We start from the raw sequence: 20,214 nt of genomic DNA on the forward strand, positions 1-20,214 counted from the left end.
TTTTTTAAAAAAGCGTGCGATTTGTTACAGTACAATACAATATTTGTTGTTTATACTTTACTTAAAGTTTTCCATGGATGAAGCCGAAAAGGACGAAATATATAGTTTCTTATAAAGGACGTTGGACGAGATGAAAATGTACGAAGCTCTTCTCGATATTTTAGAAAAAAAAGGAAATGCCACGATTCCAGTGATCTGCATGGAAATGAGTGAACAAGACCCTGGCATTGTTAGTGATAGGCAGGGTATGGTTGAACCTTCATATATAAAAACACTTGTCAGCAGCAATAAAGAATTATTCCTTGTGAAAGATGATATCGTATCAATTAGGCCTGATAGAGAACCCGTTCTAATGACTGTCGTGCTGCACGGATATCCTGGTCCTGAAATGAGGGTTAGGATCGATTTTAAAAGGAATACTTTTACCTACTTTGAATGGCATCTCGACTCCAAATCTTCCGGGCCGCTGAAGGTAGGCACCTTTGGCAGCGTAGAGGATTTCAAGAAGAAATTGTATCCCTTGAGATTGTGGGATTGGGAAGAAGATTACCAAACAGAAGGTATTGTTGTAGACGGTACCAGCTGGTCAGTAAAATTAAAAACAAAAGGAAAGACCTATGAAAGCAGAGGCCTTGATTCCTTTCCGGATCAGTGGAAGGAATTCTGCCAGTCAGTCAGTATACTTGTCGGCAAAAACTTTTACTGTTAACCGCGGAGATTCTGCGGTTTTTTTCTATTTAAAATTTGAAAGGATTGTTTGATTTAAGGTTATAATGGTGAAAACTCTGCTAGTTTTAGGTACAATAGATAGATGTAGGTTTAAACATACGACCATGGAGGTCAATCGGATAATGAAAGACATATCAGTACAAGAATTAGTCAACTCAAAGGAATATATACCAGTCGATGTCAGGGCGCCGATCGAGCATCGTGAATCGGCAATACCTGGGTCGGTCAATATACCATTATTCACTGATGAGGAAAGACAAGAGATAGGGACGCTTTATAAGCAATCAGGTGAAGAAGCTGCCAAATGGCGAGCTATGGAGATTGTTTCTCCAAAGCTGCCACATTTGCTTGGTGAAATAAAGGACCTTAAGAAGACAGGTGCTGAGCCTGTGATTCATTGTTGGAGAGGCGGGATGAGGAGCAAATCTGTTGCATCCTTCCTTGGATACGCAGGATTGCCGGCTCTGCGCCTGGAGGGTGGTTACCGGGCATACAGGGAATATATTTTGGAAAGAATTCCTCAACTTTTGCCAGGTAAGGCCATCGTCCTGCATGGGATGACAGGAACTGGAAAAACCGACATTTTGCATGCTCTCCAGGAACAGGGATATCCTGTTGTTGATCTTGAAAAAATGGCAAACCATAGAGGATCCATTTTTGGCATGATTGGCATGGGAGAGGCACACAATCAAAAAACATTTGATGCATTGTTATTTGAAAGGCTGAATGAAATTAAAGGCTCTGCCTACTTTATTATTGAAGCGGAGAGCAAAAGAATTGGGCGTGCAGCTCAGCCGGAGGAAATGCTCGAGAAAAAGGTGAACGGAATTCATTACATGGTCAAAAGCTCAATACCTAAAAGAGTACAACGGATATACAATGAATATGTTCAGCCTTTCCTCGGAGAAGCCTGGTTTGAAGAGGAAGTCAGGGAGAAGGTATCGAAATTAATCAAACGAATCAACCATGAAGTTTCTCCATCCCTTGCCATGGCCATGGAAGAAAAAAACTATAAAGAATTAATCGAGATTTTACTCGTCCATTATTATGACCCTCGCTACAACCATGCACTTCTGGAATATAATGGACCTTTTAAGGAAATCGATGCAGATGACCCGGAGGTTATAGAGAATATTGTAAAAGAAATACAGAAGACATTTTCTGATTCAACAGCGGTTTAAAATAATTGAAAAAAGGTAATTAAAGAAGGAAAGCAGGTAGATGCTTTCCTTCTTCTTTTTTGCTCTTGTCCTGGAAGTTCTAAATTTGAATTTATTTAACAGATTGAGATTAAATTATGATTTTTGTCACGTAAAATTTCTGAATATTTGATATATAATTAAATGAGAACCATTTAACAGGAGGATTAAATATGCGCGAATCGAAAAATTGCCACCACCGTTTTTCAATGCACGAGGAGAATGCGGGATTTAGAACGAATGATGGTGTAGACATTTTTACAGCTGGAGCAAGATTTCAAAAGTGTATCACATGCGGGCATATTGAATTGCCTGTAGAACAAAGTGAAATGATTGAGCCTAGTCAGATTGAAAAAAGAAATAACCTTTTTGCACCAAAAAATATGTATGCAACTTTAATGAGTTTATAGATAGGATAAGCAACAAATCTAAAAGCCGGTCTAACCGGTTTTTTTGTTGTTCTTTTTTAATAGGAATAGTTTTACTGCGATAATAAAAGCATGTTATTGAATTAACACTATATTGATAGTCAAAACCTTTGGTTAAAAGAAAATATCATGTTAGAATATTAATGTAAACGGTTGATATCTGAATAATAATATTATTCTTTGAAATTACAGTTAAAAAAGAGCACTACAGGGTAACAGATAATTAGTGAATATTAGAAATGGCAAGGGGGTTTTTTTGTGAAAAAGCCAGTGTCGGGAAACAGGGTTATATGGCCGGGTTTTCATGGACCTAACCAGGGATATGTCGAAGAATTATATGAAATGTTCCTACAAGATCCGGATTCCGTTGATGCAGATATCAGGGAATATTTTGAAAAAAATTCTAATCTACAATCTTCATCTTCATATGAAAGTAATCAAGTAATTCCTGCAGTAAAGGCAGCAGGATCTCCGGCAAAAATTGCAGCTGCATTAAGATATGCTGATTATATCCGTTCTTATGGCCACTTATCTGCCAATATTTATCCATTACAGTTTGGAAGCAAAGATCCGCAACTTGAAGATTATGAGAAATGGGGATTGACTGAAGCTGACTTGATGGATATGCCAGTGGAGATCGTATGCCCTAGTGCTCCTTCTTCCATTAGAAATGGCAAAGAGGCCTTTCAATTTCTTCAAAAGGTTTACTCCGATACGATTGCGTACGAATTTGAACATGTAAATGAAATGGCTGAAAAAGAGTGGCTTAGGCAGAAGGTTGAGTCTGGCGCACTAATTCCTAAAATTAATAAAGATAGAAAAACCAGTTTATACGAACGCCTTACAGAGGTCGAGAATTTCGAAAAGTATTTGCACCGGACCTTTGTAGGACAAAAGAGGTTTTCAATCGAAGGACTGGATTCAATGGTTCCGCTTCTTGATGAGGTCATTAGTGGAGCAGTCAATAATGGTGTTGAAACAATCAATATTGGCATGGCCCATAGAGGAAGGCTTAATGTCCTTGCCCATGTTTTAGGTAAACCATATGAAATGATTTTTGCTGAATTCCAGCATGCCCCAAATAAAGAGCTTGTTCCATCAGAAGGTTCGATTGGAATTAATTTCGGCTGGACTGGCGATGTGAAATATCACCTTGGACTTGACCGGAAAATCAAGTCGGATACTACTGCCAATGCGAGACTGACATTGGCTAATAACCCAAGCCACCTTGAGTTTGCAGGTGCAGTGGTTGAAGGTTTTACTCGTGCTGCGCAGGATGACAGGGATGAACCGGGTTATGCGAAATATGATCCTGTGAAAGCAATGGCTATCCTGATCCATGGTGATGCCGCATTCCCGGGGCAGGGTATTGTGGCTGAAACTCTGAACCTAAGCCGTTTGCACGGATATAAAACTGGCGGAACGATTCATGTTATTGCCAATAACACGATTGGATTCACAACCGAATCAATGGATTCTCGATCCACACGTTATGCCAGTGACCTGGCGAAGGGATATGAAATACCGATCGTCCATGTCAATGCAGATGATCCGGAGGCATGCTTGATGGCAGCCAGGCTGGCATTTGAGTACAGAAGGAATTTCGGAAAAGATTTTTTGATTGACCTGATTGGGTATCGACGATTTGGCCATAACGAAATGGATGAGCCAATGACAACAAATCCTGAAATGTATGTGCTCGTCCACAAACATCCGACAGTGAAGAAAATCTATGGTGATAAACTTATAGACCAAGGATCTATGTCAGAAGAGACAAGAACCGAAATTGAGCAGAAAGTATCGGGCAGGCTGACAGAAGCATACGAAAAAGTCCCGAAAAAAGAGAAGGAAGTAACGAACGAACCAGATATCCCGGATGTAGTGGAAATGGGAATACCACAGATAGAAACTGGCGTGCCAATCGACGTACTAAGAAAAATAAATAGTGATCTCCTTAATTGGCCTGAAGGTTTCAATGTCTTCAATAAATTAGAGAAAATCCTTCAAAGAAGAAAGGATGCATTTTCTGACAACGGTAAAATAGATTGGGGTCTGGCAGAAACTTTGGCGTTTGCTTCAATAATAAAAGATGGAACACCAGTCAGACTTACTGGACAGGATTCTGAGAGAGGAACCTTTGCCCAGAGGAACCTTGTCTTGCATGACAGCGAAACTGGCGAGCAATTTTCACCGCTCCATGTTTTGCCCGGCGCAAGAGCATCCTTCTCCATTCATAACAGTCCGCTATCTGAAGCAGCTGTAGTGGGCTTTGAATATGGGTATAACGTATTCGCCCCAGAAACTTTAGTCCTTTGGGAAGCACAATATGGTGATTTTTCTAATGCTGCCCAGGTACTGTTCGACCAGTTTGTGGCGGCTGGCAGAGCGAAGTGGGGACAAAAATCAGGTCTAGTCATGCTTCTGCCTCACGGATATGAAGGACAGGGACCAGAGCATTCCAGCGGAAGAGTTGAAAGGTTTTTAACACTAGCAGCTGAAAATAACTGGACTGTTGCCAACCTTTCTTCTGCGGCTCAATATTTCCATATTCTACGCAGACAGGCTGCGATTTTAAAGCAGGAAGCTGTTCGTCCGCTGGTTTTGATGACACCTAAAAGTCTTTTGAGGAACCCTACGGTTGCTGCGGATCCGCGACAATTGGCAGAAGGTAGTTTCAAGCCGATCATCGAACAGCCAGGACTTGGCAGCCAGCCAGAGAAAGTGGAGCGGGTGGTGTTGTGCACTGGAAAAGTGAGCATAGATATCGCTGAAAAGATCCAGCCGGAAGAGCATGGATGGCTGCATGTATTGAGAATCGAGGAAATCTATCCTTTCCCGCTTGAATTATTAAAAGAAAAGTTAGAACGTTATCCGAACTTAAAAGAAATTGTCTGGGTTCAGGAAGAACCTAAGAATATGGGAGCATGGACATTTGTTGAACCTAGAATCAATGAAGCAGCACCGAATGGACTGGAAGCTTCCTATATTGGTAGAAGAAGACGTTCAAGTCCGGCAGAGGGAGATCCGAACATCCATAAGTTGGAGCAAGCAAGAATTGTAAATGATGCACTGACAAGGACAAATGGAGGAGGAAATGAAAATGGCAGAGATTAAAGTTCCTGAATTAGCCGAATCAATCACCGAAGGAACGATTGCCCAATGGCTGAAAAAAAAGGGTGATCAAGTCGAGAAAGGTGAATATGTCGTTGAACTGGAGACCGATAAAGTTAATGTTGAAATTATCTCTGACTTTGATGGAGTATTAACAGAGCTCCTCGCTGAAGAAGGAGATACAGTGAAGGTTGGGGAAGCAATCGCCATTGTTGGTGAACAGGGCAGCGCAGCAAACGATCAGCCTACTGCAGAAGCAGGCAGGGTGAAGGAATCCCCAGATGAATCTGCTAAGGATGAAAATGGCTCGGTCGAAGGACAAAACACCGACAAAAAACCTACTGTTGACCAGGCTAGTAATGAGGCAGCCTCGGAACGTATCATTGCTTCACCTGCAGCAAGAAAACTGGCAAGGGAAAAGGGCATTGACTTGGGCAAGGTAGTTTCCCAGGATCCGCTAGGCAGAGTAAGGAAACAGGATGTCGAGTCATATTCTCCAGAGCAAAAAAATAACCAAAAGCCAGCTGTGGAAAAAATTGAAGCTGCGAAGGCTAGCCCTGCAGGCAAATCAGATGATGATAGCCGGGTTGAGCGAATCAAGATGTCACGGAGACGCCAGACTATTGCCAACAGGCTGGTTGAGGTTCAGCAGACAGCGGCAATGCTCACGACCTTCAATGAAGTCGATATGACAGCGGTTATGGAGCTAAGAAAGAGATGGAAGGATCGTTTCTATGAAGAGAATGATGTTCGTTTAGGATTCATGTCATTTTTCACGAAAGCTGTGGTAGCCGCCTTGAAGAAGACTCCTTACTTGAACGCCGAAATCCAGGGAGACGAAATTGTCCTCAAAAAGTTCTATGACATCGGAGTCGCTGTTGCTGCCGATGAAGGACTTGTTGTTCCAGTCATCAGGGACGCGGACAGGAAAAATTTTGCCGAGATTGAAAATGATATTAACGAGCTAGCTGAAAAGGCTCGTACAAACAAACTTTCCTTGAAGGACCTTCAGGGAGGAAGCTTTACTATTACCAATGGAGGCGTATTCGGGTCATTGCTATCTACACCTATTATCAATGGTCCGCAAGTAGGAATCCTTGGAATGCACACAATCCAGTTGCGCCCCGTTGCCATCGATAAAGAAAGAATGGAAAACAGGCCAATGATGTACATCGCATTATCCTATGACCACAGGATTGTTGATGGCAAAGAAGCCGTCACTTTCTTAAAACGAATTAAGGAACTGATGGAAGACCCAGAATCACTGCTGTTACAAGGATAACTTTTAGAAGCACTGCCGCGAATTTTTGTGGCAGTGCTTTTTGGGGCTTGAGAACTCTATGAAAAAAGGAAGAGCAGTTGGAAAGCGATAGAATTTTGGTAGATATTAAAATGTAGAAGTCAAAGCTGTCAAGAATGTATAGTTATTATGACAGGTTTCCGTGTTGAGAGCCAAAACTGTCAAGAAAATGTGATTATTGTGACAGCTTTCCGGGTTGAAAGCCCAAAGCTGTCAAGAAAACGCCGTTATTGTGACAGGTTTCAAGGTTGAAAGCCCAAAGCTGTCAAGAAAACGCCGTTATTGTGACAGGTTTCAGGGTGTAGAGCCCAAAGCTGTCAAGAAAACGTGATTATTATGACAGGTTTACGGGTGTAGAGCCCAAAGCTGTCAAGAAAACGCCGTTATTGTGACAGGTTTCCGGGTTGAGAGCTCAAAGCTGTCAAGAAAACTTGATTATTATGACAGGTTTACGGGTTGAGAGCCCAAAGCTGTCAAGAAAACGTGATTATTGTGACAGGTTTCAGGGTGTAGAGCCCTAAAATGTCAAGAAAACGTGATTATTGTGACAGGTTTCCGGGTGTGTAGCTCAAAGCTGTCAAGGACTGCCCGCTGATTCAGAACAGCTACTCGAATTACTCAAAATAGGTATCCTTGGTCGTTCCCGATGCTCGATAGTTCTTTTTTAACACCCTCAAAAACGTCCTCCTACTAACCTTCCCATTACACCACTCATAAACGGTTTGCGTAGTGATTTTCTGTTCAGGAAACAGCACTTTGATTTCCTCTATGTGCCGCACGATTGCCTTTTCTATTCTTTCATGGGTACCGCACTTGCCGCAAACAAGGTCATAGTCAGCGATTTCGGAATTCAAAGACCCGCATTCCGAGCAATTCATTCCTTTTTCCAGTTGATCGTATTGGTAGTCAGGCAGTGTGGCGAATGGATTTTTAACCTGGTGCAGTGAAAGCAATGATTGGGCGAGTTTCTTGTGGCTTTCGTCCAATTTTGAGGGGGTACTGTTTAACTCTTTTAGGAATCGATTAATTTGTGTTGGTAGAATGATCGGTTGGTCCATTGGGGCATGGTATAGGGTGAACTCAGGATTGTTGAAAACAACGGAGGAACGGACTAGGTGATTCATCTTAAGGGTTTGCAGCAGCTGGCGGAAAAGAGTCTCACTCCGTGTCAACTGAATGATGGGGTTTTTGTATTCTCGACTGCTGCGGACGGAAAATAATTTATCTCCTTCGAGATAGTAATCGCCTTCGTGATATTTGACATCGATAAGATAGACTCCATCCTGGGAAATGATTACTTTATCCAGCTGGAAATATGAGTTATTCACTTTAAGCAGGAGATCGTCGATGATAAATCTTTCTTCCGCGAGGGTTTCGGTCATCCGGTCGAATAACACTTCTCCAGTAAAACCCTTTTCCATAGTCCAAAGCTGAAATTTTTTCTGGGATGACAACTCCATCCGCCTGTTCAAATGCCGTAATGCGATTAATTCAATTGGTTCAGTGCGTGATTTTAGTAGCATGGTTCACTTCCTTTCTATAAGCTAATTTTAAGCTAAACTCACAAGTAGATATGTGAATTCTTTGTTAACTTTTCATCTCGTTATGTGTCAGCAAAGCATCTTAACTTTTCCCCGGATAATCAGACAAACTCTAATAAGCTAAAAAAAAACAAAAAAACCGCTTAACTGCCAATCGGCAGCAAGCGGCTTTGTCACCAGGGTACAAAGGTTTTTCTTGTTTCTTTTTTAACGGTTTTTAAACGGTCTTAGTCCTCTTTTGGATATTTCTGTTTTTAAAACTTTTGCCCATTCTTTATCACTTTCCGACTTTAATGCATCACGATACGAGACCACCAACTGTTCATTGCTCATAATTTTCATTTGCATTCCTCCTCGGTAAGAATGGATTGAATTTTCAAACTATATTATATAGTTTCATTCATTGTAAAGGTTTATTAAAGATTTGAAAACCCATTATGAATATTTTTTATTAGAAATATTTTCTTGTTCTGGAAGCATGCAAAAAGGACAAAACATCATAGTCACATTATTAAACAAAAAAAGCTTGCATTTTATTATTCGAAATTATAATATATACCCATAAGGGTATTAAATGGGGATTTGATACTCGACCTAATCAATTTTTTACACTGGGAGGAATTATTATGGGTATGAAGGCTATCACTGCTGAAAAATTAAATGAATGGGTAGTAGAAAAAAAGGACTTTTTTATATTTGATGTAAGAAATGTGAAGGACTTCGAAGATTGGAAGGTTGAAGGTGCAAATATTGAATATCTCAATATCCCTTACTTCGACTTAATTGATGGTGTAGACGAAGTGGTTGGTCAGCTTCCGAAGGATAAAGACATCGTAGTGATTTGTGCTAAAGAAGGCTCTTCTGTTATGGTGGCTGAAATGCTTGCTGATGCTGGATTTGAAGTTTCTTATCTATCTGGCGGAATGAAGTCTTGGAGCGAATACTTATATCCAGTTGAGGTATATAAGGATGAAAAAGTTAAGGTCCTTCAATTCATTCGTGTTGGAAAAGGCTGTCTTTCTTACATGGTTCTTTCTGAAAATGAGGCACTTGTTGTGGATCCATCAAGGTTCACCAACCGTTACACTGAAGTTGCACAAAGGGGAAATGTGAAAATCACTCACATCGTTGATTCTCATCTTCATGCTGACCACCTATCCGGCGGCAAGGAGCTGGCTGATGTCACAGGAGCGAAATACTACCTGATGAAGAGTGAAGGCGCAGTATTTGACTTTGAAGCGCTGGAACAGCATGATAAAATTGAATTTGAGAATATCACACTTGAAGTGTTGGCTGTTAAGACACCTGGACATACCCCGGGAAGTGTTTCTTTCTTTGTGAATAATAAACTTCTTTTCTCAGGCGATACTATCTTTGTAAATGGTCTTGGACGCCCGGACCTAGGCGGAAAAGCTGCAGAGTGGGCAAAAGACTTGTATGATACCGTTTATAGCAAGGTGTCACAAATCGCTGATGACGTTATTGTTTTACCTGGCCACTATGCTGCGTTTGATGACGAAGTAAATGCAGAAGGTTTCATTGGAAGCCAGTTAGGTTTGATTCGGAAGCAAAATGAAATCATGGAAGGCAAGACAGTTGAAGAGTTTGTCGATCATGTAGCACAATCAGCATCCAGCGAGACACCACCAAACTTTGAAGATATTGTTGCGATCAACCGCGGTGTAAAAGAAGTGACAGCAGAAGAAGCGATGGAGCTTGAAATCGGCCCTAACCGCTGCGCTGTGCACCACGCTCACTAAAAAACAAGAGAGGAAAGCCCAGCTTTCCTCTTTTTAAGTCTTGATTGCTTGTGAGGTGAGAATTTGGAAGAAAATAAGAAAAACAACCATTGTGAAGGCGGGTCCTGAGGCATCGGACCAAATCGTACAAGGCAAGAGGGAAAAGGAAAGTTTTCAGGCTTTCCTCCTATATGACCGGCCACGTACGTATGGCTCCTGGCAGGAGTCATTTATTTGATTTCTAAATTATTTTAATTACGATTTTCGAAAAAAACCGCCCTTTTCAGTTAAAAAGGCGGCTACATAATCAGGAGGAGTATTAGATGCTAGATGTATTAGTGATTGGAGGGGGGATTTCAGGTGGATCGGCAGCAATTTACACTTCCCAGGGCGGGTTGAAAACTGCCGTCATTGATTCAGGGAAATCCCAGATCAAACAGGTTTCGAAGCTTTTTAATTATCCGGGAATTAAAGAAATTACCGGTTCGAAACTCCTCGAAAATATTAAACACCAGGCTCTCGCTGCAGGCACTGAATGGATTGAGGGGGCAGTGGAAACTGTCAACAAGAATGATAACGGCTATTCAGTTATTTTGGCTGACGGTAAAGAGTTTGCTTCCAAGCATTTGGTTATTGCCACGAATCTTCATACTTCGCTGCTTGAGAGCCTTGGGTTCGAACTGGAAGTAAATGAGAAGGTACCAAGTGGGAAGATTAAAAAGGTACTGGGAATTGATCATGATGGAACTACAAAGCTCCCTAACCTTTATATCACAAGCTTGTTAGCGGGTCTTTCCAGTCAATCCGTTATTGCTGCGGGACATGGCGCTTCTATAGGTATATCGATAGTGTCAAAGGAAACCGGGAAAAGTTATATGTGGCACGACAAATAAGGATAAGCAGGGAATTTTTTTTCCTGCTTTTTTTTATTTTTAGAAAAAAGGAAGGAATACATTTCAAAAATATTGAATATTCAAACTAAGGTGGTATAGTAATAGGTAAACGCTTACATAATTTAACTTATCTAGGAGGTTAATAGATTGGAGAATTTGCTGCCATATACTGTAGGTGAATTATTGGAGGTTCAAGCCAAAAAGTACCCAGAACACGAAGCGGTTGTTTATGCTGACCGCAACCTGAGGATGAATTACAAAGAGTTCAATAGGCTATGTCGAAAAGCTGCCAGAGGATTGATGAAACTGGGAGTGAAAAAAGGAGAGCACATTGCTGCCTGGTCTTCTAATACCCCGGAATGGGTAGTGTCGCAATTCGCCACCGGAAAGATGGGTGCAGTTCTTGTTACTGTCAACACAAATTATCGGACTGCTGAATTGGAATATCTTCTAAAGCAGTCAGACTCAACGACCATCATTTTGATGGAACAATTTAAAGACGCCTCTTATATTGACATGGTGTACGAAATTGTTCCAGAACTGAAAACGAGTCAGCCAGGCAAGCTTGAAAGCAGCAATCTTCCATATTTGAAAAATGTCATTGTAATGGGAGAAAAGCGTTTTCCGGGGACATACAGCTGGCAGGATATCCTGGATATGGCGGATGATGTGACAGAGGAAGAACTCGACGAGCAAATGGCAACGCTTAAACAGAGTGAAGTCATCAATATGCAATATACTTCAGGTACAACTGGATTTCCAAAGGGAGTTATGCTGACCCATAGCAATATTGTAAATAACGCGTATAATGTTGCATCCGCCATGAAGCTTACGGACCAGGATAGACTTTGTATTCCGGTGCCCTTTTTCCATTGCTTCGGCTGTGTCATGGGAACACTGGCTTGTGCCACAGTGGGCGCCACAATGGTGCCGGTCCAGGAATTCAGTCCGAAGGCAGTTCTTGAGACGGTTGAAAAAGAAAAGTGTACAGCGCTTCACGGCGTTCCTACTATGTTCATCGCCGAGCTGAATGACCTGGAATTTGAAAAATACGACCTGTCTTCCTTAAGGACCGGCATCATGGCTGGTTCCAATTGCCCGATTGAAGTGATGAAAGCTGTCAATGAAAAAATGGGGGCTAAGGAAATAACAATTGCCTACGGCCAAACTGAATCCTCCCCTGTTATAACGCAGACAAGGACGAATGATCCCCTGGAACTTAGGGTAGAAACGGTAGGAAAAGCGCTTCCGGAGGTCGAGGTGAAAATCGTCAAGCCAGGCACGATGGAGGAAGTTCCAAGAGGAGTCCAGGGAGAACTTTGCACACGTGGCTATCATGTAATGGACGGATATTATAAAAATCCTGATGCAACGAGGGAAGCGATTGATGCAGAAGGCTGGCTCCACACAGGAGACCTGGCAGTAATGGATGAAAACGGGTATTGCCGTGTAACCGGCCGACTAAAAGATATGATCATTAGAGGCGGGGAGAATATCTACCCGCGCGAAATCGAAGAGTTCCTTTACAGACATCCAAAAGTTCTTGATGTCCAGGTAGTAGGCATCCCAGACAGCGTATATGGTGAGGAAGTCATGGCCTGGATTATTTTAAAGGATGGAGAGTCTGCCACAGCAGATGAAATCAAAGAATATTGCAAAGGAAAAATCTCGAAACACAAGATACCGAGATATATAGAGTTCACGGAAAGCTATCCAATGACCGCTTCAGGTAAAATTCAAAAGTTCAAGCTTAGAGAACAGGCGATGGAAGCTGTAGAAGAGCTAAAGAGAGTATAAATGTAGAGGATGGAATCTCAGGATTCCATCCTTTTTTACTCGTGTTTCCCGTTGATTTCTTAGAATCGATGTTCACTCTGTCTTGAACTTTTCCTTCTATATACAAATTAACTCTATATGTCTAAAATTAACTAAAGAGTATATTATGGAGGAACAAGTATGCTTATAAGTGAAAAGGGTTTCAATATTAAGGATATGAAGTATACAATTCGATCTGCAGTAGAAGCGGATGCAGAGGCTTTGTCTGATTTAAGGCTGAAAATCGATGGTGAAACTGAAAATCTCGATAGGGAACCTGGTGAGGCATTCATTGATCCGCAGGGTTTTCAATCTATTATAAAAGCAGACAGTGAGAGTGCCAGAAACATATTTTTGGTGGCAGAAACGAATGGAAGGCTTATTGGGTTTTCGAGGTGTGCTGGATATGATTTGAAGAGGTTTAGGCACAAGGTGGAGTTCGGGGTAGGTGTTTTGAAAGAATTCTGGGGTTATGGTATCGGAAAAAACCTTTTACAGGCATCGATTTCCTGGGCAGACGAGAACGATATTAAAAAAATGACTCTCCATGTGATGGAATCTAATGAAAATGCCAGGAGACTTTATGAAAAGCTTGGATTTGAAATCGAGGGCATTTTGAAGAATGACAAACTACTGTCTGATGGCGAATTCTATAATATGATTGTAATGGGACGGTTAAATAATCTGAATAGAGGGATAAACAATGATTAGTGCATTACAGGAAGCTTTTGATAAATCGACCTATCCATTGCCAGGCCATGGCAGACGGAACGTTCAAGTCCTGAAGGATGCTTTTGAAAATATCGACGGACAACTAGATAGTGATATTTACGGAACTGGAAAGGTAATCGATGCCTTTCAGGATAAAATCGCAGCTTTCCTGGGCAAGGAGAAGGCAGTTTTCTTTCCGAGCGGAACGATGGCCCAGCAAATCGCAATGCGTATTTGGTGTGATGAAAAAGAATTGCAAACAGTAGCATACCATCCGTTAAGTCACCTGGAAATCCATGAGGAAGATGGACTAAAGGAATTACATAATATTAAAACAATCTTGATTGCAGACGAAACACGTGTTATTGAGCTTGATGACGTTGTATCAATGGATGAGGATGTTGCTTGCCTTTTGCTGGAATTGCCGCAAAGGGAAATAGGCGGGCAACTGCCTAGCTACGAAACTCTCGTGGAAATTTCAAAACATTGCCGAAAGAATGGCATTAAGCTGCATCTAGATGGAGCCAGACTACTTGAGGTGCTGCCCTTTTATGAGAAGGCAGCTTCTGAAGTGTGCGAGCTTTTTGACAGTGTCTATCTTTCTTTTTACAAAGGAATCGGAGGGATTGCCGGTGCAATCCTTGCGGGGGAAGCTGGGTTCATTTCTGAATCAAAGGTTTGGAAAAGGAGGTACGGCGGCGATTTGATCAGCCTCTACCCGTATATCATTTCGGCAGACCACTATTTCGATCAGAAATCACACAAAATGCCGGAGTATTATGAAAATGCCAAGGAGCTTGCGGGTTTTTATAATTCTTGTCATAACGTTACCACACTGCCGCAAATTCCAGTTTCGAACATGTTTCATGTCCATTTCCCTCATTCTAAAGAGAAAATAGAAACAATTTTGGTAGAAGTGATTCGCGAAACAGGAGTGGGAATCATTAATCACCTGAAGGCAACTGGAGAATCTTCATGTTATTTTGAAGTGAGCATTGGGGACCGCTATCAGGAAATCCCAAAAACAGCTGTTAAAAATGCATTTCTGCAGCTGGATAGATTGATGAAGAAGAAATTTTCTTATTGATTGTATTTAATTTTGCAAATAATTAGCACCTTATTGACGAAATTAAGAACATCATTATGAACATTTTGTTACAACTGCGCTAGCTTTATATTAATTAATACCATTTCTCCCTATAATATAGTGTATACACCTGAACTTGATGAGGGTTTAGGGATTTTGGAGGTATGGTCGTATGAAATGGCTATGGGTTTTATTGCTGTCGATCATAAGTGGTTTGTTCCTTATTAAAGGGATTGAGCTTTGGTCGGTCATTGACCATGTGGATCGGGATGGCATCGGTATAACATTTCTTGGCTTTAGCATAAACGATAGAGTTTTAAATGAAAGTATATCAGGTTATGCACTTGGATTTACCATTGCATCTATCATTCCATTCCTTGTAGCAGCGAATATTGCACTTAGGGTTAAAATGAAAAAGAATCTAAATGCTGAAAAAATATAGATAAGTCAGGCTCAAAGAAGCTTGGCTTATTTTTTTATCGTTAGGGATTTAGATGTAGATTAACACATGGAGTATTCTTATTCTAGCTCCAGCGCTTGTAGGGGCTGAACAAGGCGCTTGCGCTTTTTGTTCTGACAGAAGATGTTACATCGTGAAAAGGACGGGAACTATAATAAAAAACACCATTTGGAGGAGAGAACATGTGTGGAAGGTTTTCGCTATTTGAGGACATAGGTACGTTAAAGGAGCAATTTGGGTTCGAATATCCGGATGATCTTGATGCAAGGTACAATATAGCTCCCGGACAGGACATCTTGACGGTGTTTGATAATGGGGAAGGCAGGATAGGGACTAGAATGAGGTGGGGATTGATTCCTTTCTGGGCGGATGACGAAAAAATCGGTTACAGAATGATCAATGCACGCGCTGAGACAGTTGATGAAAAAGCGAGTTTCAAGCATGCCCTTAAACAAAGGCGCTGCCTGATCCTTGCTGACGGATTTTACGAATGGAAAAAAGACGGCAAACAAAAACAGCCATACCGATTCGGTATGAAAAATAAAAAGCCTTTTGCGTTAGCCGGGCTTTGGGAGAATTGGAATAAGAATGGTAAGGAGATTACTTCCTGTACGATTATCACGACTAGTCCAAATGAAGTTACCGAGAAAGTTCATGACAGGATGCCTGTGATTCTTCCGGAAGACAAGCTTGATATTTGGCTCGACAGTTCTATTGCTCAACCTCAAAAACTTAAACAGCTTTTGCTCCCATTCGATGCCGACGCGATGGAAGCCTACCGAGTTTCGACCGAAATTAATTCTGCCAAAAATGAAGGAAGGGAGCTGATTGCTCCAATTAACAGTTTATAGGTAAAAAATACCTTTTACTCCGGGATGTTTAATACAAGTCTTGATTGTGGTAAAGAAAGACACAGCCAAACACCAAGATGAAAACATCCTGGAAAGAGGGGTTAGCATGAATGGTTTTACTAAAACAGGATTTTATGAACTGATTTACAAAAATGAACGTTTTTCTTTTTTACAATATATTCGTAAAGATGTAATCTGTGATGTTTGTTATATAACTTTGAAAAATGTGATTACGGGCGAAACAATGACATTTGATCAATCGGAAGTGCGTGGTTTGAAAATAGCGGGCGAGGAAGCGAATGCCAGCTAACTGTTGCCTAATGGATCATCTTTTCTTTATACTATAGTATAAGAATTTATTTAAAGGAAGTGCAGAAGATGATCCATACGAACTGGCACGAACGCGAAACGATTAAAACTCTTAAGTGCGTTCACACAGATGCAAAAAAATACATTGTAAATAACAAGCTGACAACTGGAAAGGTATATGAAGTGAAAAACGAAACCGAGGAATTTTATTTCATTGTTGATAATTCCGGCAAGGTTGGCGGCTATTACAAAGAATATTTTGAAGAGGTAGAATAAGTGCGCAGGCTGTCCGGGAGACCGGGCAGCCTTTCCTTTGGGAATTCTTTTTTACATTAAGCCGCTATCTCCCTTACGTACATGTTCATATATACATATTAATAAACGTTCGGGATTCTTTTCGAGGCGGCTTCTGAAGAAAGACTAGTTTTACTATTGTTTGAGAAAACGAAAGAAGAACATTTACTAATGGAGGAATTCCCAGATGATCTTCTCCAGTGGTATGATAAAGGAATATAAAACCAATTGGGAGTTGGGAAGATGGATAAAAAGGTCACTCTAGATGGTGAAACTGTAAAGCTTTTGCCAATGGAAATTAGTCAGCTTGATGGTTTGTGGGAAGCCGGGCAAAATCAGGCTATATGGGAATTTACATCTTCGAAGGTCAAAAGCAAAGAAGACATGAAAAAGGTTATTGAAGCTGCAATGGTTGAGAGAGAGAAAGGAACACAGATACCATTTGTTGTCCTTGATAATAAATCGGTTAAAATAGTTGGCAGCTCAAGATATCTTGATATTTCAGAAGGGCATAAATCACTTGAGATAGGATGGACATGGTACAGTCCAGAATACTGGAGAACAAGTGTGAATACAGAAACAAAATTGCTCATGCTCCAATATGCTTTTGAAAAAATGAAAGTAAACAGAGTGCAATTTTGTACTGATTTCAGGAATTTACGCTCCCAGAATGCTATTTCCCGTCTCGGTGCCCAAAGAGAAGGGGTATTGCGCAAACATCGAATTATCGCTGACGGTTATGTCAGGGACACCGTTGTCTTTAGCATTCTAAAAGAAGAGTGGCCACAGATTAAAACAGCATTACAAGATAAATTGAATCGAAAATAGCATGGCAAAAGGAAGGTTATTTCATTGGTATATCTAGGAGTAGGGCTTGGGGGAATGTTAGGAAGCCTCTTGCGGTACTTGGTCAGCCTTAGCACAAGCGAATTATTTAATAATGGATTTCCCATGGGTACATTAATTGCCAATTACACAGGCTCTTTGTTCTTGGGGTGGTTCACAGCCCGTATCATAGCAAGAAGAAAACTGAATCCTGTACTGTCGGCAACAATTGGTACGGGTCTAACAGGATCATTTACAACATTCTCAACCTTCAGCCTTGAAACGCTGGTAATGATAGAAAACGGCAGTATAGGGTTGGCAATATTCTATGTGGTGATCAGTGCTATCGGCGGACTGGCCCTTGCCGCGGCAGGTTATAAGCTTGGTGCTGGACTTGGCAGGGAGGCGGGAAAATGAGTGGGTTTTTTCTGGTTGCTTTAGGTGGAATGGCTGGAGCCTTATCAAGGTTCGGTGTCCAAAAGGTAATGCCCCAATCGGTGCTGCCTGTCGCTACACTTACGGTGAACCTCCTTGGGTCTTTTCTGCTTGGGTGGATTGTTGGTCAAGGAATCCAGGGTAATTTATATCTTTTTGCAGCCACAGGATTCATGGGGGCATTTACCACTTTTTCGACACTGAATGTTGACTTAGTCAAGCTAGTCAACAGCAAAGAAAACAAAGCTGTGGTGTTGTATGTAGTCAGTACTTATATCGGTGGTCTATTGAGTGCAGCTGCAGGACTTGTTATTGGGAGATTATTATAAGAATGGAAAACTGCACAGCAGATGTTAGACACATAATCTAACCTCTGCAGGTGCAGTTTTTATTTTGCTATGAACAGATTATGATAGATCTCTTTTCTTTTTCAATAGCTCGGTAAGGTCCTTGTCGAGCTGCTCATATCCAGGCTCACCCTTTGCCATGAAAGACAATCTGCCAATGAGGGCGTTGATTTCATTTTGCAGAACCATCAATTGTTCTTCTTTTTCCTTACTTTCTGCAATCGGAGAAGCGTTTTGGTTGTTAAATTCCTTCATCCCATACTCTTTCCTGCTAATCTTTCCGTGTTCAATCAATAGAAGTTTATTGCTGATCTTCTCCTGAAAATAAACATCATGTGAGACTGTTATTATAGATCCCTTGAAATCCAGCAATGTTTTTTCAAGACTTTCCCTGCTGGCCAAGTCGAGATGGTTCGTAGGTTCGTCTAGAATCAGCAAATCGATTTCTGCCAAAAGCATCATCACTAGCTTTACTCTCGTTCTTTCACCAAGACTCAGCTGGCTGATTGGAACTGTGAGTTTTTCTTCTGGAAGTCCAATATTGGAAAAAATCGTCCTCGCTCTGCCAATCGATTCTCTATCAGTTAGTCCAGTAAACTCCAGGGCCGTTTTAAAGGGAGGGAGATCTGAAACATCCTGGCTGAGATAACCAACCCTTATCGTTTCGCTGACCCAAACTTCCCCTGATGTAGCTGGTTCTTGCCCAAGCAGTATTTTAATGAAGGTTGTTTTTCCGCTGCCATTTTTACCTAATAGAGCCATTCTTTCTCCGTGATTCATATAAAAATGGCTCTCTTCAAACAAACAGCGGCTGCCGAAGGATTTGGAAAGCTCGCGGGCTTCTAAAATGCGTTTTCCTCTCTTTCGGCTATCCTGAAATTCGAAGCGCACCTTGGCTTCCTCCTGGGGTGCTTTAATCTCATTTTTTTCAAGCTCCTGATTCAGCCGTTTCATCTTTGACTTTATTTGATTATCCATCTTCTTTGCTTTCACACGATGGTATTCCTTGTATCCTATTTGTCTTCTTTCAGAGGCCGAACCTTGTTTCGTCGAATCCCGGTGAGCTTTTTCAGACCAGTTTTTAAGATTAGCCATTTGCTGTTCAATTTGTTGTTTATGTTTTTGTTGTATTTCATATTGATGCAGCTGAATTTCATATAATCTTTCTTTTTCCTGACGGTATGAAGAGTAGTTGCCTTTGAATGATTTTGTTGCTCCATCCTCGATTTCGATAATCTCTGCCACGGTCCGGTCGAGGAAATATCGGTCATGGGAAATAATGATTACGGCGCCCTTAAAAGTTTTCAACTCGTCAATCAGCCACTCTACTCCTTGCAAGTCAAGATGGTTTGTTGGCTCATCTAATATGAGAAGTTCTGGCCTGCTTGCCCATACACTTGCAAGAGAAATTTTCAATTTTTCCCCGCCGCTTAACTTACTCCAATCAGGATCAGCCAAATCAATATCCTTGTTAAGACCTAACTGACTTGAAAGCTGAAAGAGTCCGTTTTCAGCAAGAAAACAGGTGTCCTCAAAGTCATGGATAGAATATTCAGTGGATTGTTTAAGGTAGCCAATGTTCACGCTGCTGTTAAAAGTGTCGATTATTCCTTTATCAGGGATGATGCTCCCGTATATAATATTCGCCAATGTAGTCTTGCCGGCGCAATTATTGCCGACCAGTCCAATACGGCTTTTTTGTTTTATCTCAATATCAGCATTTTGCAATATTTGTTTTTCATTAAAGCTCTTCTGAATACCTCTTATTTTCATGATTGTCATAAAAAAATTCCACCTTTCGTTTTGTGACTATTGAATGAAGGTGAGTATTTTATCCATTTAAAAAAACCTCCCAGGTGTCACCCGGAAGGTTCTGCAATACATTCACAATAGATTTAAACGCCACAAAACAAGCATAGTTGCGCCAAAAGGCAACATGCTTTGATCAGGTTAAAAATCGACTGGGAATGGCAAAAAGAGCAGACTAATCCTATTTTCGGGCAACACGTTTTTCATATTAGAAAAATCGGGCAGAAAATAAGATTAGTATTTCATCGGCTCTTTACCATTCCCTTCAGATATCATTAATTTAAAGTATAACTGGATGGAAAGTAGGGTGTCAACCATATAATTCCATTAA

General features: G+C 41.1%; 20 protein-coding genes. 17 read left to right on the forward strand and 3 right to left on the reverse strand.

The features are described 5' to 3' along the window. The first annotated feature begins 130 nt into the window (after positions 1-130). The 5 genes from J7E32_RS20995 to odhB all read left to right on the forward strand — a co-directional run bounded on the left by J7E32_RS20995 (position 131) and on the right by odhB (position 6,749). Positions 131-709, forward strand: coding sequence for a hypothetical protein (locus J7E32_RS20995; protein WP_214911421.1), 579 nt, complete (start codon positions 131-133; stop codon positions 707-709). A gap of 142 nt (positions 710-851) precedes the next feature. After that, the gene (gene mnmH / locus J7E32_RS21000) at positions 852-1,910 is read left to right on the forward strand and encodes a tRNA 2-selenouridine(34) synthase MnmH (RefSeq protein WP_214911424.1); all 1,059 of its coding nucleotides are present in this window, start codon (positions 852-854) and stop codon (positions 1,908-1,910) included. Positions 1,911-2,101: 191 nt separating this feature from the next. Further along, a complete protein-coding gene (locus J7E32_RS21005; RefSeq protein WP_214911425.1) occupies positions 2,102-2,338 on the forward strand; it encodes a hypothetical protein in 237 nt (78 codons plus the stop codon). Between the two features lie 276 nt (positions 2,339-2,614). Then, positions 2,615-5,470: a 2-oxoglutarate dehydrogenase E1 component gene (sucA, locus tag J7E32_RS21010; RefSeq protein ID WP_214911427.1), complete on the forward strand. Its 2,856-nt coding sequence runs from the start codon at positions 2,615-2,617 to the stop codon at positions 5,468-5,470. After that, complete coding sequence (gene odhB, locus J7E32_RS21015; RefSeq protein WP_214911429.1) at positions 5,457-6,749, forward strand: 2-oxoglutarate dehydrogenase complex dihydrolipoyllysine-residue succinyltransferase; 1,293 nt, start codon at positions 5,457-5,459, stop codon at positions 6,747-6,749. The genes sucA and odhB overlap by 14 nt, the downstream gene beginning before the upstream one ends. Positions 6,750-7,381: 632 nt before the next feature. Here the strand turns inward: odhB and J7E32_RS21020 are convergent. Both J7E32_RS21020 and sda read right to left on the reverse strand, forming a co-directional pair. Next, positions 7,382-8,290 carry a nuclease-related domain-containing protein gene (locus J7E32_RS21020; protein ID WP_214911431.1) on the reverse strand — a complete coding sequence of 303 codons (909 nt, stop codon included), beginning with the start codon at positions 8,288-8,290 and terminating at the stop codon, positions 7,382-7,384. A gap of 225 nt (positions 8,291-8,515) precedes the next feature. Next, entirely contained in the window at positions 8,516-8,650 is a 135-nt protein-coding gene (gene sda, locus J7E32_RS21025) for a sporulation histidine kinase inhibitor Sda (RefSeq protein WP_023627756.1), read from the reverse strand. Positions 8,651-8,934: 284 nt separating this feature from the next. Here sda and J7E32_RS21030 point away from each other — a divergent pair, with 284 nt between their 5' ends. The 12 genes from J7E32_RS21030 to J7E32_RS21085 all read left to right on the forward strand — a co-directional run bounded on the left by J7E32_RS21030 (position 8,935) and on the right by J7E32_RS21085 (position 18,056). Beyond that, entirely contained in the window at positions 8,935-10,068 is a 1,134-nt protein-coding gene (locus J7E32_RS21030; RefSeq protein WP_214911433.1) for an MBL fold metallo-hydrolase, read from the forward strand. Positions 10,069-10,370: 302 nt separating this feature from the next. Next, positions 10,371-10,940 carry an FAD-dependent oxidoreductase gene (locus J7E32_RS21035; protein WP_214911435.1) on the forward strand — a complete coding sequence of 190 codons (570 nt, stop codon included), beginning with the start codon at positions 10,371-10,373 and terminating at the stop codon, positions 10,938-10,940. Positions 10,941-11,096: 156 nt separating this feature from the next. After that, positions 11,097-12,737: an AMP-binding protein gene (locus J7E32_RS21040; RefSeq protein ID WP_214911486.1), complete on the forward strand. Its 1,641-nt coding sequence runs from the start codon at positions 11,097-11,099 to the stop codon at positions 12,735-12,737. Positions 12,738-12,896: 159 nt separating this feature from the next. Next, positions 12,897-13,466, forward strand: coding sequence for a GNAT family N-acetyltransferase (locus J7E32_RS21045; RefSeq protein WP_214911437.1), 570 nt, complete (start codon positions 12,897-12,899; stop codon positions 13,464-13,466). Then, positions 13,459-14,553, forward strand: a complete 1,095-nt coding sequence (locus tag J7E32_RS21050) for a threonine aldolase family protein (protein WP_214911439.1) — start codon at positions 13,459-13,461, stop codon at positions 14,551-14,553. Before J7E32_RS21045 ends, J7E32_RS21050 begins: the two co-directional genes overlap by 8 nt. Before the next feature lie 172 nt (positions 14,554-14,725). Further along, on the forward strand, positions 14,726-14,995 hold the full coding sequence (locus tag J7E32_RS21055; protein WP_214911441.1) for a hypothetical protein: 270 nt from the start codon (positions 14,726-14,728) through the stop codon (positions 14,993-14,995). Positions 14,996-15,195: 200 nt separating this feature from the next. Beyond that, the gene (locus J7E32_RS21060) at positions 15,196-15,864 is read left to right on the forward strand and encodes an SOS response-associated peptidase (protein ID WP_214911443.1); all 669 of its coding nucleotides are present in this window, start codon (positions 15,196-15,198) and stop codon (positions 15,862-15,864) included. 40 nt (positions 15,865-15,904) lie between these two features. Further along, positions 15,905-16,174 carry a hypothetical protein gene (locus J7E32_RS21065; protein WP_214911445.1) on the forward strand — a complete coding sequence of 90 codons (270 nt, stop codon included), beginning with the start codon at positions 15,905-15,907 and terminating at the stop codon, positions 16,172-16,174. 68 nt (positions 16,175-16,242) lie between these two features. Next, positions 16,243-16,449: a DUF6501 family protein gene (locus tag J7E32_RS21070; protein ID WP_214911447.1), complete on the forward strand. Its 207-nt coding sequence runs from the start codon at positions 16,243-16,245 to the stop codon at positions 16,447-16,449. A gap of 261 nt (positions 16,450-16,710) precedes the next feature. Beyond that, positions 16,711-17,295, forward strand: coding sequence for a GNAT family N-acetyltransferase (locus J7E32_RS21075; RefSeq protein ID WP_214911449.1), 585 nt, complete (start codon positions 16,711-16,713; stop codon positions 17,293-17,295). Between the two features lie 24 nt (positions 17,296-17,319). Further along, positions 17,320-17,709 carry a fluoride efflux transporter CrcB gene (gene crcB, locus J7E32_RS21080; RefSeq protein ID WP_214911451.1) on the forward strand — a complete coding sequence of 130 codons (390 nt, stop codon included), beginning with the start codon at positions 17,320-17,322 and terminating at the stop codon, positions 17,707-17,709. Then, positions 17,706-18,056 carry a fluoride efflux transporter FluC gene (locus tag J7E32_RS21085; protein WP_214911453.1) on the forward strand — a complete coding sequence of 117 codons (351 nt, stop codon included), beginning with the start codon at positions 17,706-17,708 and terminating at the stop codon, positions 18,054-18,056. Before crcB ends, J7E32_RS21085 begins: the two co-directional genes overlap by 4 nt. Before the next feature lie 78 nt (positions 18,057-18,134). On the opposite strand, the gene abc-f is transcribed toward J7E32_RS21085, so the two are convergent. Next, positions 18,135-19,856 (reverse strand): ribosomal protection-like ABC-F family protein, encoded by a 1,722-nt coding sequence (gene abc-f / locus J7E32_RS21090; RefSeq protein ID WP_214911455.1) that lies wholly within the window; start codon positions 19,854-19,856, stop codon positions 18,135-18,137. Between the last annotated feature and the right edge of the window lie 358 nt (positions 19,857-20,214).

This window comes from Bacillus sp. ISL-55, from assembly GCF_018613155.1.
Taxonomy (GTDB): domain Bacteria; phylum Bacillota; class Bacilli; order Bacillales; family Cytobacillaceae; genus Mesobacillus.

Excerpts from the sequence above, each read along its gene's own strand:
- J7E32_RS21030 (WP_214911433.1), top strand. The coding sequence starts at position 8,935 with ATGGGTATGAAGGCTATCACTGCTGAAAAATTAAATGAATGGGTAGTA.
- sda (WP_023627756.1), bottom strand. The coding sequence starts at position 8,650 with ATGAAAATTATGAGCAATGAACAGTTGGTGGTCTCGTATCGTGATGCA.
- J7E32_RS21005 (WP_214911425.1), top strand. The coding sequence starts at position 2,102 with ATGCGCGAATCGAAAAATTGCCACCACCGTTTTTCAATGCACGAGGAG.
- J7E32_RS21085 (WP_214911453.1), top strand. The coding sequence starts at position 17,706 with ATGAGTGGGTTTTTTCTGGTTGCTTTAGGTGGAATGGCTGGAGCCTTA.
- J7E32_RS21035 (WP_214911435.1), top strand. The coding sequence starts at position 10,371 with ATGCTAGATGTATTAGTGATTGGAGGGGGGATTTCAGGTGGATCGGCA.
- abc-f (WP_214911455.1), bottom strand. The coding sequence starts at position 19,856 with ATGACAATCATGAAAATAAGAGGTATTCAGAAGAGCTTTAATGAAAAA.
- odhB (WP_214911429.1), top strand. The coding sequence starts at position 5,457 with ATGGCAGAGATTAAAGTTCCTGAATTAGCCGAATCAATCACCGAAGGA.
- J7E32_RS21045 (WP_214911437.1), top strand. The coding sequence starts at position 12,897 with ATGCTTATAAGTGAAAAGGGTTTCAATATTAAGGATATGAAGTATACA.
- J7E32_RS21070 (WP_214911447.1), top strand. The coding sequence starts at position 16,243 with ATGATCCATACGAACTGGCACGAACGCGAAACGATTAAAACTCTTAAG.
- J7E32_RS21060 (WP_214911443.1), top strand. The coding sequence starts at position 15,196 with ATGTGTGGAAGGTTTTCGCTATTTGAGGACATAGGTACGTTAAAGGAG.
- mnmH (WP_214911424.1), top strand. The coding sequence starts at position 852 with ATGAAAGACATATCAGTACAAGAATTAGTCAACTCAAAGGAATATATA.
- J7E32_RS21020 (WP_214911431.1), bottom strand. The coding sequence starts at position 8,290 with ATGCTACTAAAATCACGCACTGAACCAATTGAATTAATCGCATTACGG.
- J7E32_RS20995 (WP_214911421.1), top strand. The coding sequence starts at position 131 with ATGAAAATGTACGAAGCTCTTCTCGATATTTTAGAAAAAAAAGGAAAT.
- J7E32_RS21050 (WP_214911439.1), top strand. The coding sequence starts at position 13,459 with ATGATTAGTGCATTACAGGAAGCTTTTGATAAATCGACCTATCCATTG.
- J7E32_RS21075 (WP_214911449.1), top strand. The coding sequence starts at position 16,711 with ATGGATAAAAAGGTCACTCTAGATGGTGAAACTGTAAAGCTTTTGCCA.
- J7E32_RS21055 (WP_214911441.1), top strand. The coding sequence starts at position 14,726 with ATGAAATGGCTATGGGTTTTATTGCTGTCGATCATAAGTGGTTTGTTC.